This is a genomic window from Acidobacteriota bacterium, from assembly GCA_028875575.1.
Classification (GTDB): Bacteria; Acidobacteriota; Terriglobia; order Versatilivoradales; family Versatilivoraceae; genus Versatilivorator.
The window spans coordinates 64,879-80,990 of record JAPPDF010000080.1 but is presented as its reverse complement, the minus strand read 5'-3'; the positions used below and the strand labels follow the sequence as shown (position 1 = coordinate 80,990).

Below are 16,112 nucleotides of genomic sequence, written 5' to 3'. Positions count from 1 at the left end.
GCTCGATTCCGTCAGTGACCCACCGAGGCCGCGCCCTTTTCACCCACCAGGTCGAACTCCTCGAATCGGGAAAGGCGGAAGGACTCGATCAGGGGGTGGGGACGGTCGGTGGCCAGGGTGTGGGCCATGGTCTTGCCGCACACCGGAGTCGCCTTGAATCCCCAGGTGCCCCAGCCGGCATCCAGGTAGAGTCCTTCCACCGGGGTCTTCCCCATGATGGGGGAGAAATCGGGCGTCATGTCGGCCAGACCGGCCCACTGGCGCAGCACCCGCACCTCTCCCAGGAAGGGAAACAGCTCCAGCAGGTGTCCCGCCAATCCCTCCACGAAGTCCAGGGTGGAGCGGGTGGAGTGCAACTCGTAGGGGTCCAGCGCGGCTCCCATGACCAGTTCGCCTCGGGACGACTGGCTGACGTAGAGGTGCAGGTTGGCCGAGACGATGATGGTGTCCAGCCAGGGCTTCAGGGGCTCGCTCACGCAGGCCTGCAGCGGGTGCACCTCCAGGGGCGTGCGAACCCCCACCATCTCCATCACCGCCGGCGTGTATCCGGCCACCGCCGAAAGGACCTTGCCGGTTTCGACAAAGCCCCGGCTGGTTTCCACCCCGGCCACCCTCCCGCCCTGGACCCGGATCCCGGTGACCTCGGTCTGCTGGTGGATCTCGACGCCCCGCTGGCTGGCGGCGCGGCCATACCCCCAGGCCACCGCATCGTGGCGGGCGATGGCTCCCGGAGGGTGGTAGAGGGCTCCCAGCACCGGGGTATGCCCTCCGCAGCTCAGGTCCAGTTGGGGACATTCCCGGCGGATCACCTCCGGCCCCACCAGTTCGCTGTCGACCCCCAGGTGCTTGTTGACCTCGGCCCGCCAGCGCATGGTCCGCAGGGTGGCGTCGCTGTGGGCCAGGGTGAAATGCCCCCGCCGGGAATAGAACAGGTTCAGATCCAGGTCGGCCGACAGGTCCCGGAACAGGCGCAGGCTCTCGTCGTAGAACCGGACGCCCTCGGCCGTCAGGTAGTTGGAACGGATGATGGCGGTGTTGCGTCCGGTTCCGCCGGCGCCCAGGTAGCTCTTCTCCAGGACGGCCACCTCCCGGATCCCGTGGTCCCGGGCCAGGTAGTAGGCGGCCGCCAGGCCATGACCGCCGGCCCCGATGATGACGGCGTCGTAGTGGGGCTTCAGCCGGTCGGGGCATCGGAACATGCGCGGTTCCGGATAGTGCCGGCTCATTCCGAATCGTAGCAATCCAAAGGGCATGCAGGTTTCCGGAGTGCGTTGGGGATGGGGCACCACCAACCACTATTCACGTGGCCGCGTCGCCTTCCCATGCGATGGGGCTGATCATACAGGGAGAAACAGGGGTGTTTCAGACAAGACCCCCCCGCCCCTTACGACGGTGCGGATCAAACGAGGCTGAAACAAGGGATCCATATTGGCTATCGCGAGCAGGTGGCATGTCGCGTTGAACCGGTATGGTACAGATTGAACATCGATGCACAGGATGCACAGGATTAACAGGACGAGAGCTTTCTGCAGCAAAACACATCTCGGGCGATGATCCGATGCGGATTTGCGGATTCTCGGCATTGAAAGCTAGCCGTTTCCTGAAAAAAATCCTGTGTATCCTGTGCATCGATGCAAATAATCCCTGTGAATCACGATGCGGTGGGAAGTGCCCCCGGGCTCCGCCGCGGTCTTTGTTGCCCCTTCGCGGACAAATCCTTCTTGTCCCTTGTGTCCCTCGTTGAACTCCTTGCCGACGTTTGGCGCACCCCTCTTGAGTTTTCTCCAACGCCTTAGTGGCATTTCGTAGTCCTTCGTGTCACTTCGTGGATAACTCTTTTTGTCTGTTGTTTCAAATTGGCTCAACTCAGGAAATCATCACGGTCCGCGGAAACTGGGAGTTGTCCTCCCAGTAGGTCTTCTTCAGCTCCAGGTCTCCGGCTTCGGGCTGAACCCTGCCGTAGGCGTCGATGGCCCGCGACACGATGGTGTGGGTTCCCGGGGTGGCGTCTTCCCAGAGGCAGGTAAAGAGCTTCCAGGAATAGGCAGTGGAACGCCGGTCGACGGCGGCCGGTTTCCAGGGTCCCCCGTCGATTTTGACCTCAACGGCCTTCAGGGGCGTGCCGTCGTTCAGCGCGAACCCCAGGATCCTGCAGCGGGAGCCGCTGCGAGTCACCCGGGCCACCATGGACTTCAGGCGCATGCGGCTGACCGAAGTTTCGTTCCAGATGGTGCCTTCCCCGTCAGGCATGCCTCGAAGGGTGACATACTCGCGGGCCATGTACTTTCCCATGAATCGGCGGTCCTGCACGTGGATGTGGGTCAGCCACTTGACGTTGGCCACTCCGTACCAGCCGGGCACGATCAGGCGGGCCGGCGCACCCTGATAGAGAGAGAGCGGCTCGCCGTTCATCTCGTAGGCCACCAGCACTTCCGACTTCATGGCGTCCGCCACGGCCAGGCTTCTTCCGAAGGATTGCTCCACGTTGACAGTGGTTCCGCCGTGATAGACCTCCTCGGTTCCCTTGTCCGCCCCCCAGAACACGACCTCGCGGGCGTAGGGCCTGATTCCCGCTTCCTTGAGGAGGCTGCTCAGGCTGACTCCGACCCAGCGGGCGTTGCCGGCCAGCCCATTGATTCTGCGGGGGCTGTTCCCGGAGCACTCGAACCCCGCCGTGTGGGTGGAACGCGGCCGCTGCCTCAACTCGTCCAGGGTCAGTTCCCGGGGAGAATCCACCAGCCCGTCGATGCGGAGACGGTAGCCGGCCGGGTCCACGGTCGGCTGGCCATAATGCTGAACGGCAAAGAACTGGTTGGCGGGGGTCAGGAAGCTTTCAATCTTGCGCGTATCCAGGTAGCGAACGCCGGGACGGGGATTGGGATTGAAATCGTCCGGGAAATCGGTGAAGGGGACCACCGTCTCCTCCGCCTCCAGGGGAGGCAGTGCCAGTGTGGGAACCGCCGAGGCGGCCCACCCGGCCAGGGCGGCGCTCCCTTGCAACAGATGTCTGCGGCTGATGCCTTTGGCCATTTCACACCTCCATGTTGTCGGAAAACGCCCGCCTCTCGATACCTTCCGCTTTCACTGCTGTCTCAGTCTGTCGGCGTGGACCCGGGCCACGTCCCCCATGTAGTGGTTGACGGGATAGCGGTCCGCGGCCAGGACCAGGTGTCGACGGGCCTCGGTCTCGTCTCCCAGGGCTTCATGGTACAACCCCAGGTAGAGGTGGGCGTAGAAGAGTTGCCGGTTGCGAACCTGGGGGGCGCTGTCTCCACCCCGGGCCGCCCGCATGACTTCATCGATGGTTCCCTCTCCCTTGAACAGTCGATAGATCTCCATCATGGGCACCCGCCGATCGCCTTCGATATTCAGGAGGGACTGGCGGGCCTTCCTCACCCCCTCCAGGCGGGCGCCGCAGAGAAAGTGCCACACGGCGTTCTCCACGTCGTTGGCATTGACCTGCTGATGGGACTGGAACTGCGCCCGGCCCTTCTCGAAGAGACCGGCGTAGTAGTAGGAAATGCCTCGCTGCCAGTGGTGGGGTTCCTGCCTGGGGTTCAGTTCGATGGCGCGGTCGAAGTCGGCGATGGAGGCCTCGATGTGGCCCAGCTTGAAGTGCTCGCTGCCTCGACGGTTATAGACCTCCACTGCGTTGGGGTCGAGCTTCAGCACGGCATCGTAGTCGGCAATGGCCAGGTGGTGACGTCGCTGCATCTCGTGGAGCCCCCCGCGGAAAAAGAACCCCCGCGGGTCTTGAGGATCGCGTTCCACGGCCCGGGTCGCCAGGGAGATGGCCCGGGAATGATCCCCGCTTCGATAGGCGCTCCGGGCTTGCGACAGCAGGTCGGTCACGGACCCATCCTCGGCCAGGACGACGCTCCCCAGAACCGCGAGGGAAGCGATGAGGCTCAGGGGACGAGCCCATTGCGGGCGCAATGGTCTCTGCTGCTGCGACGGGATGCTTCGCGGCCCAACCGACGATCCACCACCCATGCTGTACCTCCCCATGCCAGAGCCTGGGCTAGTTTAAAACCCCCTCGGAACATCCTCAATACTTAATGTTGCACCTTCTTTTAGGGTAACGGCCATGGTCCAGAGGTGGTGGTGGCATTCGTGAAGCGAAACATTCGCGAACTGCTTACTGCTTGAAGATTCAACGAAGATCCAGATTCGAATTCACCCACGTTCCCTGTATATGTGAAGCGACCTGCTCTGGGACATTCTCCGGTGGAATGCCGATTCCGGCAATTCGGGCATCGAAGCCATGCATGCCGTCAACGCTGGCATGGTATAGTCTGTAGAGTTTATTCTTTGTAGACCTTACGATGGCAATACTCAAACTTCCAGTGGCAAAGGTGCAGCAAGGTGAGTTGACCTTGTTCGCGACAGCGATAAAGGTCAAAGTCTTAACTCAGGATTCTTTTTATTCTGTCGAGACCTTGGATCCCAGTGCTGCAGGTGACTCTGGATACCAGCGACTATTGAACCGAGCACGGGCCAGAAAACTGGCCGACTACATCGTAAAGGGCCAGGATGATCAAGATGCATTCCTGCCTACATCAGTGTTGTTGGCGACCGACAAGCCTCTAGATTTCGACGCCTCAACAAACACCATCAATTTCGATACGGCCACCATAGGACCTTTTAGTGTCGTTGACGGACAACATCGCTTGGAGGGTCTGAAGGTGGCTGCGAAGAAAGACCATAGGGTGCGCGAATTCGTAGTCCCAGTAAATATCGCTGTAAATTTACCCAAACTCCATCAAATGTGCCATTTTCTAATCGTCAATACGACCCAAAAAAGTGTCGATAAGGCAGTAGAACAACGGATCGTGGCGCGATTGACCGAAGCCTTGGATGTAGAAGATATTCCAAGTCTTCCTAAATGGATTCTCAATGTTGTGGAAAGAGGCGAGGTCGAGAAGGCCGTTCGACTTGCAGACTTTCTGAATGAAGAACCGAATTCCCCATGGTGTGGGAAGATAAGGATGGCAAATGATCCAAGTGCCAATATGATAAACCAGCGGTCCATGGTAAAGGCGATTGTCAAATACGTATTGACCGCAAATAATCCGATAGCTGTCCTAAACGATTTCAATAAGGAAAAGAGGATTTTTCTAAATTATTGGAAGGCCATTGCTGACCTTGTCGATGACGGTAATGCGTCGGTTTTGTACAGATACAACGGCGTGGAGCTATTTTCTCGGTTTTCAATTCCATTTTTCACAAAGCTTCAGAACGACAGCAAATTCACGGTCCAAGCAATGAAAGATTTACTCTCAGCTTGTTTTGATAATGTTGAGGGTGAATATGCGGGTGTCGGGCATTCGGAATGGTGGGCCAGAGGTGGAAAGGCAAGTGGATTAAACGCAGCTGCGATAGCACACGTTGCTCAACAAATGGCTAAGGCGCTCCACAAACCAGCTATGTCTGGTGAGATCGAGTTGTGAAAGTCTCACTTCTCAAGCCCTTTCCTGAGCACCGAGAAAACTTCCGGCGTGATCGGCAGCGTTTCATTCCTGCGAAGTCTGGGTGCTACGCGCTCGTGTCGTTCGAGGGTGTTGTTCTCTATGTAGGGCTCACCAGAAATCTGCGGAGGCGTTTTGGAGACCACTTAGATGATCCAGGGAAGCGTTCATTGACAGAGAAGGGCAGGGCATTTTTCTTTTATTGGCTCCAATGCGATGAGTTTCAGAAAGTGGAGAGAACATGGCAACATGAATGCGAATTAGTAGATGGTAACCGCCCGATATTAAATAGGATCTGCTCGCCAATCTCAGTTTGAAAAATGGTCACCGGTTTCAAATACTGAGACGATTACCGTTGGCTACACCATCCCTCATCCGGTCATTTCAGGAACGACGGCTCATCCCACACTACGTGCATCCCACTAGAAACACCGCCGCGTTCTTGCATCCACTTCACCATTGCCTGCTTTGCCGATAGCCTCACCATCTCGTCGACCTCTGCGACTCCAGTCTGGTCTGGAAAGCCACTGCGTTTGACGAGGTAAAGAAGCTCTTTCCTATCCAACAGGTCAATGTTCGGCGCTGGAATAGCCTGCATGCTCAGGATCTGGCGCAACCCGTGGCGCATGGCGTCCTTAGGTCGCGCGATCCGATTCTCAAACTCATGGACAAGTTCGTATGCAAAAAGGTCGGCGGCCTGCAATTCCGCATGATCCTTGGGCGATGCTGCGGAAAATCTCCTCAAGCGGGATGCGTATCGTGGGTCAGATTTCATCGCGTACCACAGTTTTCTTCCCCTTCCAGGTATTTTGTCCCTCCGCGCTGAACTGTTAACTGTGCCGAATTGGGCATGGCGGCTGTAAACCATGTCTACGCATTCACCTGGGTCAGTCTTCAGCGCCGCATAACGTGTGCAAATCTGAAACACAACATAGTAAGGGTCTACAAATGAGTCCTTTTGCGATCGGGTCAACGCGTCGTAAGCGTTGAGCGAGATGATTGCTCCTATTGGTGTTGCCCGGCTACGCTTAATAGCACCCAGCAATTTTCCGAAGAATCTCCGCCTCTCAGATTCATTGCGCCTAAACCTAGTGAATTGCCCTCTGGAGTGGGCAAATTCGCTCATGTGAAACGGTTCCTGAAAGCCAGCTTTCACTAAAATATTGTGCCACTCCGGCGCGAGAGTGTCCCAATTGGCAGCAGGTGCAACAAACCCAGCCATTCCCACAAAATTTAGTTTTGGATCCCTTACGTGTCCGCTCTCGTCCAAGTATGCAGTCAGTATAGGCATGATCCTGAACCTGCCTCAGCGTGAATAGGTTCCCCCGCCAAGTCCGGCCCTGAAGGAGGATCCTCCACATGAAAGTATTCCGAATCGTAGATCTGGCAACATCCATTTGTTGTTGAAGATGGGCTAATGGAAAGCTTCAACGCCAATTTCCGGGATGCGTGTCTGAGGGTGTACTGGTTTGTTGATCTGGAAGCCGGCGCAACATAGAGGCTTGGCGGATTCACTACAACCGGGAGCGTCCCACAGTGCGTTAGTGTATTTCACTCCGGGGCAGTTTCGTCTGTCGGGAGATACAGGCTGTGTTGCTGCTAGACCGTGAAAAATTCTCCATATATTCCACTTTCCCCTAGACGCGATGGAAGGGATAATTGAATCAATATCCTTACTTTCGAACTGGACCTAAATGGGGGAAGCGCCGCAATCCATCGCCACGAAGGAGCATAAGCAATGGCCTATCGCAATAAAATCTTTGTGTCGTTTGACGGAGATAACGACATTCGCTACTACCGGCTAATGAAAGCGTGGAAGCAAAGCGACTATTCGAGTTTTAATTTTCATGATGCTCACGACTTAAACGTTGCCCGTGACACAAGTAGTGAACAAACAATAAAGAGACGACTAAGGGTACGGCTACTAAACTCAAAGATAGTCGTGTCGCTAATCGGATCGCAGACTAGGTACTTATATAAGTTCGTAAGGTGGGAGTTGGAACAGGCGGTAGTGCTTGGACTACCTATCATTGGGGTGAATCTAAATAAAAAACGATCTCTTGACAAAGATCGTTGTCCACCAGTAATTCGAGACCAACTCGCAATACACATTAGTTTCAATTCTAAGATTCTCCAGTATGCCCTACAGGACTGGCCTCACAGGCATCGAGAACTCAAGAAGCGTGGAGAATCTGATGCGTATTACTACACAGACTCTGTTTACCAAGAGCTCAATCTTTGAAAGCTTTTAACATGCCATCATTTAAAACGATTTATTGGTGGATAAGGCCATCCATTGGCCCCTTTTTTGGTGGGATTTTCTATGGATTGGGAATCTGGCTTAGCTTGCAGAGAATGTTATCTTGGCTTGTTCCTGACAACATTCTACTCTTGAAAATTCTAGAACAAGCTTGGTTCGTAGTCCCCTCGGCCACGAGCCTACACGCCGGGTGGAACTCAAGACAGAGATTTCCAAGCTCTCTCATATCAGACACAGATATTATTGTGGAATTGCGTGTTGGAGATATGTTCAAGAGAGAAGGGGCATTCATCATCGGTAGCAATACGACCTTTGACACATCAATGGAAGACCACACGATTTCTGAGAAAAGTATTCAAGGTCAGTTTACGCTGAGATTTGCACACGATGTTAGGGAACTTGACACTCAATTGAACGAATCGTTAACAGATATACCAATACAATCTGAGTTGCCGGTGACAAGTAAGAGATTCGGCAAGCGGAATTCCTACGGACGCGGCACAGTTTGCCCGGTGATATTGAAGAATAGGAAAGCGTATTTTGTTTCTATCGCGTCTCTAAATAACAACCGCGTGGCACAATCGACACTAGATGAACTGCTAGATGCTCTTCCAATCATGTGGAGTCAGCTAAGAGAAAGGGGGGGGATGGAGAATCTAGTTTGTCCGATCCTCGGGTCAGGTTTCTCACGAATTAATACTCCGAAAGAGAAGCTTGTGCAGCATTTAATTCGTTCTTTTGTTGCGTCATCTCGTGAAGGCAAGCTAACCGAAAAACTATCTATTATGATCCCAGGATCAGACCTGAACGAAGGCAAGGTTGACTTGGAAGCACTTCGGAAATTTCTTGAGCACGAATGCACCTATCAATCTGTTGCGGGTAGTCATACGCTACAAGGAACTCCTGTCGACACTATGACTTAGAATGTATGTAAAGCTACTCACCAAGCTTTCTCGCACATTTTAGGGTTCCATTCAATTTCCACTACCTTACAGTCGCGGATAACGATAACGCGATAACCTACCCCAAGCGCGTTGATTCCAAGGAGAGGAGTTCCCATGAAACGTTCAAGCGCGTTGTTCGCGACGCTAGCAATCGGACTTTGCCTGGTTATCATTCTGCTGTCACGTCTCGGCCCTGCTTCGGGAGCGGCCGCGCAGCCGGGAGCCGAAAGCCTCACTCAGGCCCAGATCATCGAGGCGCTCAAGAAGGCCAGCACCGGCAACCTGGCGGATGCCATCGAGACGACTACCGGTCGGGCCGGATTCATGAGCCACGACATGAAGCCCATCTTCCGGGCCAAGGTGGTGGGTCCGGCGGCGACGGCGCTGTTGAGGCCGATCCTGACCACCGACAAACGCAAGTACCCCAACTACCACCTGCAGGTGCTGGACGAGGCTCCCGCGGGGAGCGTTCTGGTCTACGTCCTGGAAAATGGCCTGCACGTTTCCGGCATCGGCAACCTCATGGCCACCACCGCCACCGTCCGGGGTCTGGCAGGAGCGGTGATCGACGGAGCCGCCAGGGACATCGAGGAGATCGAACGCATCGGCTTCCCGGTCTACAGCCGGGCGGTCAGCCCGGCCACGGTGGTCGGGCGCTACGTGAGCGTTTCCATGCAGGAACCCGTGATCTGCGCCGGTGTCCCGGTGAGGCCGGGCGACTACATCGTGGGGGACAGCGACGGCGTGGTGGTGGTACCCGCCGACAGGGCCGAGGACGTGCTGGCCCTGATCCGGGAATACGACGAGAAGGAGAGCGCCATGATTCCCTTGATCAAGGAGACCAAGTCCATGCTCAAGGCCCTGGCCAAGTACGGCCGGTATTGAGGATGGTGCCTATTTCGCCGCCTCCGGCAACCGCCAGCGGACGATTTCCAGGTGAGTTTTCTCGTCCGGGGTGCGGTAGGAGTAGCTGGTGACCAGCGTTCCGTCCTCGACTTGCACCGTAGGTCCGAACCCCCCGCCACTGAGCATGCCGACGGGGTTCTTGGCGTCCAGAACGATACGGTCATTGCGGAAGTCCAATTGGAAGCCCTCCGCGACTTCCCGGCCCAACACCGCTCGAACGCCCAGGGGCGGGATGTTGGGAGGCACGGCCGCCCTCATGGTGAAGGTGAACAGCAGGCGGCTGTCCTGCAAGCGCATCAGGGCGGGGTACATCTCTCCGTAGTAGCTGCCGAACTCCTCCAGCGACCAGTGATGACCGCCGTCCTGGGAGCGGTAGAGGACCATCCTCTCGAAATGGTCGATCGTCTCCCCGGGAATTTCCGTTCCCGGCAAGGGGGGAAAGTACTTGGGAGTGATGCGGCAGATGGCCAGCAGGTCGCCGTTGGGGGCCTGCCAGAGAAAGGCCTCGCCCAGGATAGGAAAGGGCAGGGCGCTCTGGTCCACGCCTCCAAAGCGGCAGGCCAGGGACTGGTCCCAGGTCTTTCCGCCGTCATTTGACCTCCAGAGGAATTCGTGCCCCCCCTTGCCCCCGACCGCGAAGACCAGTTCTCCACTCTCCAGTTCCAGAACGTTGCGGCCGGTCACCACGGTACCCGGCCCCTCCATTCCCTCCAGGTCCTGGAAGCCGATGCGCTGACCCTCCCACCGGTCTCCTCCGTCGGTTGAACGGTAGAGAAAGCTCTGGGTGTAGCCTTCCCGGTTGCCACGGGCCCTGGACAGGAGATGGGTGCTGAGGAAAACGGTGCCGTCAGAGGTGACCGACAGATAGGGTTCCCGTCCCAGCACCTCCAGTCTGCGGCGGCGCGACCAGTTGCGGCCTCCGTCTTCGGAGCGGTACAGGAAGGCGTACTCTTCAGGGACGCCTCCCTCCCGGGGCGCGTGGAAGGCCACCAGCAGCAATTCACCGTCGGGCAAGCGGGCGATGCAGGGCTTGTAGTCCTCGGGGATGCCGATGGGAACCCGCTGCGAAACCAGCTGGGTTTTTCCGATGGCCTTGGGATTCAGCACCCGGACCGGGTCGGCAGACTGGAGAACCCCGGGACCGCATCCTCCCGTCGCCAACGCCGCTATGGCGGCGGCTGCCAGGACAAGACTTTGAAACCGGGAGAGGATTGTCCGGAAGAGACGCGGGCAGCCACTGGCCGTTCGGGGAGAAGTCGCGGACATGGGAACCTCCATTCTGGTCGAGCGTCCCGTGGAGTTGGCGGGTACCGCCAAGCTGCCTGCAGATGTTATCTCCGGCGGGGATGGGGAGGAAGGGGAATCCACAAAATAAGCCTTGGAAACGTCTCCTTATCTCTCTAGCATTGAACCGGAGACCGCCTTCTCAGACAGGGGCCGACTCGGAAAGGATTTCAGCCATGCCGCCCATCCGGATGGTGGATCTGCAACGCCAGCACCGGACCCTCAGGGAGCCCATCGAGGCCGCCGTCCGACAGGTTCTGGAAGATTGCGACTTTGTCATGGGCCGGGCCGTGGCCGAGTTGGAGTCCGACTTGAGCCGTTATCTGGGGGTTCGCTTTGCCGTGGGATGCGCCTCGGGCACCGACGCCCTGCGGATTGCCCTGATGGCCCTGGAGATCGGCCCGGACGACGAGGTCATCACCACTCCCTTCACCTTTGCCGCCACGGTGGAGGCCATCGTGCTGCAGGGAGCCCGCCCCGTCTTTGCGGATATCGATCCGCGGACGTTCAACCTGGATCCCGGCCGGATCGGGGAGCGGATCACCTCCAGGACCAAGGCCATCCTGCCGGTCCATCTCTTTGGACATCCCGCCGATATGGATCCCATCCTGGACCTTGCCCGGGAGAAAAAACTGCGGGTCATCGAGGACGCCGCCCAGGCCGTGGGAGCCCGCTATCGGGGGCAATGCGTCGGGGCCCTGGGCGATATCGGCTGTCTCAGCTTCTATCCCGCCAAGCATCTGGGTGCTTGTGGAGACGCAGGAGCGCTGCTGACCAACGATCCCGACCTGGCCCGACGATGCCGCATGATCAGCCTGCACGGGGCGGAAGGACGATACCGGCATGAGTTGCCCGGCCTCAACAGCCGGCTGGATTCCATGCAGGCGGCCATCCTCAAGGTGAAGCTTCCTCATCTGGAGGCCTGGATCGAGAAGCGCATCCGGATCGCCGAGGCTTACGACCGGGCCCTGCAGCCTCTCCCGCCCACCGCGCCTTACCGCGCTCCAGCGGTCAGACACGTCTATAACCAGTACTCCATCCGCTCTCCTCGTCGCGACAGGCTGGCCGAGTTCCTCCGGGCCGAAGGCGTGGATTGCGCCATCCACTACCCCATGCCGCTGCATCTCCAGCCGGCCTACCGGCAATGGGCAGACGGCAAGGGGTCCTGTCCCCATGCCGAAGCCCTGGCCGAGGAGATCCTTTCCCTGCCGATTTTTCCGGAACTGACGCGCGAAGAGACGGACCGGGTCGCCGGCGCGGTCCGCGATTTCTGGAAGAGCTGACGCAATTCCCACTCGGAAACAGCAGCTCAGCGTTTAGGAGAGGAGGAAGTCTTTTCGCTCTTGGAGCCGGAGTCCGACGGCTGGCTGCCGTTGCCGGACCCGGAGGACTCGGCGGCGGGCTTGGACTCGGCGCCGGATTTGGCTTCCGCGCCCGATTTTGAATCGGTGGCAGGCTTGGATTCACCCTCGGACTTGGGCTGGGATTCCGGCTTGCGGGCGTAGTCGGTGACATACCAGCCGGTGCCCTTGAACTGAAAGGAGGTCCTGGAGATCAACTTGGTCAATTGGCCGCTGCAGTCGGGACAGGTCTTGAGGGGTTCATCGGAGAACTTCTGCATGACCTCAAGAACCTTGCCACAGGCATCGCAGCCATATTCATAAATCGGCATAGGCGCCAACCTCCGGGAAATCAGCCAGGGACCCGGCGAAAGCGGCTGGAGATTCTAGCAACTGTAGGGCATGAATTCAATCGCGGGACCGACTGCACGACAAGGGCCGGCTGGTTGCAATAATGGGACTCGGGTATCACCGCGCAGGGAGGTCACCTGGCAACCGAAATATTGATTCCCTTCAGCTTCGGCAAAGTGGCATGAGCTTGGCGGGAGAGGTACCGCAGGGGGTTGACCGACATATCTCCGATTCGAACCTCGTAGTGGAGATGAGGCCCGGTGGATCGTCCGGTGTTTCCCACGAAGCCGATCACCTGGCCTCGCTGGACCACATCACCCGATTTCACGTTGTAGCCGGAGAGGTGGGCGTAGACGGTTGAGAGCCCGAAGTGGTGCTTCAGGATGATTGTCTTGCCGTAGTTGGAGCGCCAGCTGGTGGAATGAACCGTCCCGTCGGCCGAGGCCATCACCAGGCTGCCGGGGCGAGTGGAAATGTCGATGCCCCGATGGAACCGTGACTGTCCCGTGCCGAACCGATTCCGTATGATACCGAAGCGATCCCTCAGAATTCCCTCGACCGGCCAGGTGCTGGGAGTGTGGCTCAATCGGAGGTATCTGTAACGGTAGTGTTGAGCAAGGTCGTCGATTTGCCGGTCCGCGTTTTCAAGCAGGCTGCGAAACGCCTCCGATCGTGCCGGCAGCGGTGCGCTGTCGCCCTCGGAGACGGTGAGTTGGCTGAAATAGACCTGGGAGGGGCTCCCGTTCCGCCCCCGCTTGGCGGTGAGTCGGGAAATACCCTGCACCTCTTCGGCCAGCAACTCCAACGAGGAGAGTCGGTCTCCCACTCGCTGCAGCGTCTGCCTCAAATCTTGATTTTCCTGCTTGAAATGGCGGAGTTCGCTGCGAAGCCGCTCATTGTCCAACCACTGCTCGGTATTGCGCGCGACATCCAGCGCCCCGGTGGTCAGCGCCACCAGACCGAAGCAACTGAGCAGAACCACTACGGCTACGAGTCCCCGGTAGCGGATCGGCCGGCGGCCTGAACATGGGCGGTTGGGGTATGACTTCAAGCGATTCTCTGAAGTGAGGGAGGAAACGGCAATCCGGGGTGCCGGATTCCTGCTGACGAACCGCAGCCGCGGAGACTATAGCAAACCGGATTGCCCGGGTCAAAGAAACATTCGTGCCTCGCGAGAGCCCCTTCGTGCTCCTCCCGCATTGCATTTGACAGGTTCCGTCGCCTTTCCATAGGATAGTCCGGTTTCAGGAATCGATCCCAACCGGCAATCCAGGGAAGCCAGAATGCCCGAATCGGTCTCATCGCGGCGCCAGGTGGACTTCCCCGCGGTCCAGACCCGGCTCAACGCCGAGGAAGAGGCCGTGGTCATGGAGACGATTCGCAACAGTCCTACCTGGAGCCAGGGAGAGCAGCAGCGAGCCTTCGAACAGGAATTCACCCGGTACGTCGGCTGCACCGAGAGCCTGGCCGTGAGCAGCTGCACCTCGGCCCTGGAGATGGCTGCCGCTCTTTGCGGACTGGCCCCGGAGGACGAGGTCATTCTTCCGGCTCACACCTTCGTGTCCAGCGCCGTTCCCTTCGCCCGCACCGGAGCCCGGCTGGTCTTCTGCGATATCGATCCGGCCACCCGGCTGCTGTCGGCCGAGCATGTCGAGGCCTGCCTGACCGGGCGGACCAAGGCGATCGTGGTGGTCCACCTCTACGGTTTGCCGGCCGACATGGACCCGATTCTCCACCTGGCACGGGAGCACGGCCTCAAGGTGGTGGAGGACGTGGCCCAGGCCCCGGGCGCGGTCTACAAGGGCCGCAGGACGGGCTCCATGGGGGACTTTGCCGCCTTCAGCTTCCACAACCAGAAGAATATCTCCACCCTGGGAGAAGGGGGCATGCTGACCGTCAGCGATCCGGCCGACGGGGAGCGGGCCAGAAAGCTCCGCTGGATGGGCAACTGGCCCTTTGCCGGCGACCGGGAGCGTTACTGGGTGCCGGCCATGGGAAACCTGGTGAGCGGCATGAAGGGAGTCTGGCCCTTCAACTTTTGTCTGAGCGAGGTGCAGTGCGCCGTGGGACGGCGGTTGCTCCGGCGCCTGGATGCGATCAATGCCCGCAGGCGGGACCAGGCCGACCTGATTCGCAACGCCTTGGCCGATGTTCCCGAGCTCTCCTTCCAGAGGGTGCCGGACGGCCACCTGCACGCCTACCACCTGCTGGTGGCCCACTTCGACAGTTCCCGAACGCGGGGGACGCGGGACGACCTCATCCAGTTGCTGCATCGGGACTACGGGATCAAGTGCATTGTCCAATACTGGCCCCTTTATCGCTCCGAGCTCTTCCGGTCCTTCGGCTACGGAAACATCCGCCTGCCAAACACCGACGCCTTTTTCGACAACATGATCAGCTTTCCCTTCTGGTCGGATATGCCGGAGGAGACCTTGGGCTACATGGCCGACAGCGTTCGCTCGGCCGTTCAACAGTTGCGGACCGGCTAGCCCGGCAGGGACCGGCATGCCTGCCCACCTGCAGGTCCGCGAATTGCCGCCTGGGGGCGGGCGGCCCACTTGCTGCCCCCCAAAGCCTCCGGAGGATGGGCCGGGGGGATTCGAGGAAATCGACATGTCCTGCAGAACGGTTTATTTCAATGGAGAGTTTGTCAGCGAACAGGAGGCTCGGGTCTCCATTTTCGATTCGGCCCTCATGTTCGGGGACATGGTGTTCGACATGACCCGGACCTACGGCCAAAAACCCTTCAGGCTCAAGGAGCATCTGGAGCGCATCTATGCCGGGCTCAAGTACCTGGAGATCGATTGCGGCCTGACCATCGAGGAGATGGAGCAGGCTACCCTGGAGACCCTGGAAAGGAACCTGGCCGTGGTGGACGGGGCCGATGTCCAGATCATGCACGACGTTTCCCGAGGGCCGCTCCCCGTATACAGGAGCGTGTTCGGAGGTGCGGTCGAGCCCACCGTCTCCATCAACTGCTGGCCCCTGTGGTGGCACCTGGCCGGCAACGGCCCCCTCTACCGCTCAGGGGTCCACTCGGTGATCGTCCCCCAGAGATCGGTGCCCGCTTACCTGATCGATCCCAAGGTCAAGAACAGAAGCCGCCTCCACTACCAGATGGCCAACCTGCAGGCCCACAGGATGGACCCCCATGCCATGCCCCTGTTGACCGACGATCAGGGCTTCATCACCGAAGGCAGCGGCTCCAACTTCTTCATCGTGCGCCAGGGCCGGGTGCTCACCGCCAAGAGCCACAATATTCTGGTGGGCGTGTCGCGCAACGCCGTCCTGGATCTACTGACCGCCATGTCGGTGCCCTGGTCGGAGGAAGATTTCGGGGCCTACGAAGTCGCCAACGCCGACGAGGCGTTTCACACCGCCACCACCTTCGCCGTCATGCCCTGCACCCGCATCAACGGAATGCAATTGGGCGATGGGAAGCCGGGCCCGCTCACTCAAAAGCTCATTGCGGGCTTCAGCGAGACGGTGGGCGTGGACATCGTGGCTCAAGCCGACGAATATGCCGCGAGAGTCAAGGAGATGGAGGGTTCCGGCTAGA

The 16,112-nt window shown here is 58.7% G+C and carries 15 protein-coding genes; 8 read left to right on the top strand and 7 right to left on the bottom strand.

All coding sequences use genetic code 11. The features are described from left to right. Positions 1 to 11: 11 nt before the first annotated feature. The 3 genes from OXI69_12015 to OXI69_12005 all read right to left on the bottom strand — a co-directional run bounded on the left by OXI69_12015 (position 12) and on the right by OXI69_12005 (position 3,936). Positions 12 to 1,253: an FAD-dependent oxidoreductase gene (locus OXI69_12015; GenBank protein ID MDE2666866.1), complete on the bottom strand. Its 1,242-nt coding sequence runs from the start codon at positions 1,251 to 1,253 to the stop codon at positions 12 to 14. A gap of 613 nt (positions 1,254 to 1,866) precedes the next feature. Then, positions 1,867 to 3,030: a molybdopterin-dependent oxidoreductase gene (locus tag OXI69_12010; protein ID MDE2666865.1), complete on the bottom strand. Its 1,164-nt coding sequence runs from the start codon at positions 3,028 to 3,030 to the stop codon at positions 1,867 to 1,869. Between the two features lie 51 nt (positions 3,031 to 3,081). Then, a complete protein-coding gene (locus tag OXI69_12005; protein ID MDE2666864.1) occupies positions 3,082 to 3,936 on the bottom strand; it encodes a tetratricopeptide repeat protein in 855 nt (284 codons plus the stop codon). 389 nt (positions 3,937 to 4,325) lie between these two features. Between OXI69_12005 and OXI69_12000 the strand changes: the two genes are divergently transcribed. Further along, entirely contained in the window at positions 4,326 to 5,450 is a 1,125-nt protein-coding gene (locus OXI69_12000) for a DGQHR domain-containing protein (protein ID MDE2666863.1), read from the top strand. Continuing rightward, positions 5,447 to 5,785: a GIY-YIG nuclease family protein gene (locus OXI69_11995; protein ID MDE2666862.1), complete on the top strand. Its 339-nt coding sequence runs from the start codon at positions 5,447 to 5,449 to the stop codon at positions 5,783 to 5,785. The genes OXI69_12000 and OXI69_11995 overlap by 4 nt, the downstream gene beginning before the upstream one ends. A 62-nt stretch (positions 5,786 to 5,847) precedes the next feature. Here the strand turns inward: OXI69_11995 and OXI69_11990 are convergent, their stop codons facing one another. Next, the gene (locus OXI69_11990; protein ID MDE2666861.1) at positions 5,848 to 6,759 is read right to left on the bottom strand and encodes a hypothetical protein; all 912 of its coding nucleotides are present in this window, start codon (positions 6,757 to 6,759) and stop codon (positions 5,848 to 5,850) included. A gap of 447 nt (positions 6,760 to 7,206) precedes the next feature. Between OXI69_11990 and OXI69_11985 the strand changes: the two genes are divergently transcribed. The 3 genes from OXI69_11985 to OXI69_11975 all read left to right on the top strand — a co-directional run bounded on the left by OXI69_11985 (position 7,207) and on the right by OXI69_11975 (position 9,557). Continuing rightward, a complete protein-coding gene (locus OXI69_11985) occupies positions 7,207 to 7,710 on the top strand; it encodes a TIR domain-containing protein (GenBank protein MDE2666860.1) in 504 nt (167 codons plus the stop codon). Positions 7,711 to 7,721: 11 nt separating this feature from the next. Then, complete coding sequence (locus tag OXI69_11980; protein ID MDE2666859.1) at positions 7,722 to 8,651, top strand: DUF6430 domain-containing protein; 930 nt, start codon at positions 7,722 to 7,724, stop codon at positions 8,649 to 8,651. A gap of 135 nt (positions 8,652 to 8,786) precedes the next feature. After that, the gene (locus OXI69_11975) at positions 8,787 to 9,557 is read left to right on the top strand and encodes an RraA family protein (GenBank protein ID MDE2666858.1); all 771 of its coding nucleotides are present in this window, start codon (positions 8,787 to 8,789) and stop codon (positions 9,555 to 9,557) included. 9 nt (positions 9,558 to 9,566) lie between these two features. On the opposite strand, the gene OXI69_11970 is transcribed toward OXI69_11975, so the two are convergent. Beyond that, entirely contained in the window at positions 9,567 to 10,844 is a 1,278-nt protein-coding gene (locus tag OXI69_11970; protein ID MDE2666857.1) for a sialidase family protein, read from the bottom strand. Between the two features lie 194 nt (positions 10,845 to 11,038). Here OXI69_11970 and OXI69_11965 point away from each other — a divergent pair, with 194 nt between their 5' ends. Next, complete coding sequence (locus OXI69_11965; protein ID MDE2666856.1) at positions 11,039 to 12,145, top strand: DegT/DnrJ/EryC1/StrS family aminotransferase; 1,107 nt, start codon at positions 11,039 to 11,041, stop codon at positions 12,143 to 12,145. 26 nt (positions 12,146 to 12,171) lie between these two features. On the opposite strand, the gene OXI69_11960 is transcribed toward OXI69_11965, so the two are convergent. After that, positions 12,172 to 12,534: a zinc ribbon domain-containing protein gene (locus OXI69_11960; protein ID MDE2666855.1), complete on the bottom strand. Its 363-nt coding sequence runs from the start codon at positions 12,532 to 12,534 to the stop codon at positions 12,172 to 12,174. Positions 12,535 to 12,686: 152 nt separating this feature from the next. Beyond that, positions 12,687 to 13,337: a M23 family metallopeptidase gene (locus OXI69_11955; protein MDE2666854.1), complete on the bottom strand. Its 651-nt coding sequence runs from the start codon at positions 13,335 to 13,337 to the stop codon at positions 12,687 to 12,689. Between the two features lie 499 nt (positions 13,338 to 13,836). Here OXI69_11955 and OXI69_11950 point away from each other — a divergent pair, with 499 nt between their 5' ends. Continuing rightward, the gene (locus tag OXI69_11950) at positions 13,837 to 15,042 is read left to right on the top strand and encodes a DegT/DnrJ/EryC1/StrS family aminotransferase (GenBank protein ID MDE2666853.1); all 1,206 of its coding nucleotides are present in this window, start codon (positions 13,837 to 13,839) and stop codon (positions 15,040 to 15,042) included. A gap of 124 nt (positions 15,043 to 15,166) precedes the next feature. Then, positions 15,167 to 16,111, top strand: coding sequence for an aminotransferase class IV (locus OXI69_11945; GenBank protein MDE2666852.1), 945 nt, complete (start codon positions 15,167 to 15,169; stop codon positions 16,109 to 16,111). The last annotated feature ends 1 nt before the right edge of the window (position 16,112 follow it).

Coding starts and splice junctions, on each gene's coding strand:
- OXI69_11975 (MDE2666858.1), top strand. CDS start 8,787: ATGAAACGTTCAAGCGCGTTGTTCGCGACGCTAGCAATCGGACTTTGC.
- OXI69_12010 (MDE2666865.1), bottom strand. CDS start 3,030: ATGGCCAAAGGCATCAGCCGCAGACATCTGTTGCAAGGGAGCGCCGCC.
- OXI69_11970 (MDE2666857.1), bottom strand. CDS start 10,844: ATGTCCGCGACTTCTCCCCGAACGGCCAGTGGCTGCCCGCGTCTCTTC.
- OXI69_11960 (MDE2666855.1), bottom strand. CDS start 12,534: ATGCCGATTTATGAATATGGCTGCGATGCCTGTGGCAAGGTTCTTGAG.
- OXI69_11945 (MDE2666852.1), top strand. CDS start 15,167: ATGTCCTGCAGAACGGTTTATTTCAATGGAGAGTTTGTCAGCGAACAG.
- OXI69_12000 (MDE2666863.1), top strand. CDS start 4,326: ATGGCAATACTCAAACTTCCAGTGGCAAAGGTGCAGCAAGGTGAGTTG.
- OXI69_11950 (MDE2666853.1), top strand. CDS start 13,837: ATGCCCGAATCGGTCTCATCGCGGCGCCAGGTGGACTTCCCCGCGGTC.
- OXI69_11990 (MDE2666861.1), bottom strand. CDS start 6,759: ATGCCTATACTGACTGCATACTTGGACGAGAGCGGACACGTAAGGGAT.
- OXI69_11965 (MDE2666856.1), top strand. CDS start 11,039: ATGCCGCCCATCCGGATGGTGGATCTGCAACGCCAGCACCGGACCCTC.
- OXI69_11980 (MDE2666859.1), top strand. CDS start 7,722: ATGCCATCATTTAAAACGATTTATTGGTGGATAAGGCCATCCATTGGC.
- OXI69_11985 (MDE2666860.1), top strand. CDS start 7,207: ATGGCCTATCGCAATAAAATCTTTGTGTCGTTTGACGGAGATAACGAC.
- OXI69_12015 (MDE2666866.1), bottom strand. CDS start 1,253: ATGCCCTTTGGATTGCTACGATTCGGAATGAGCCGGCACTATCCGGAA.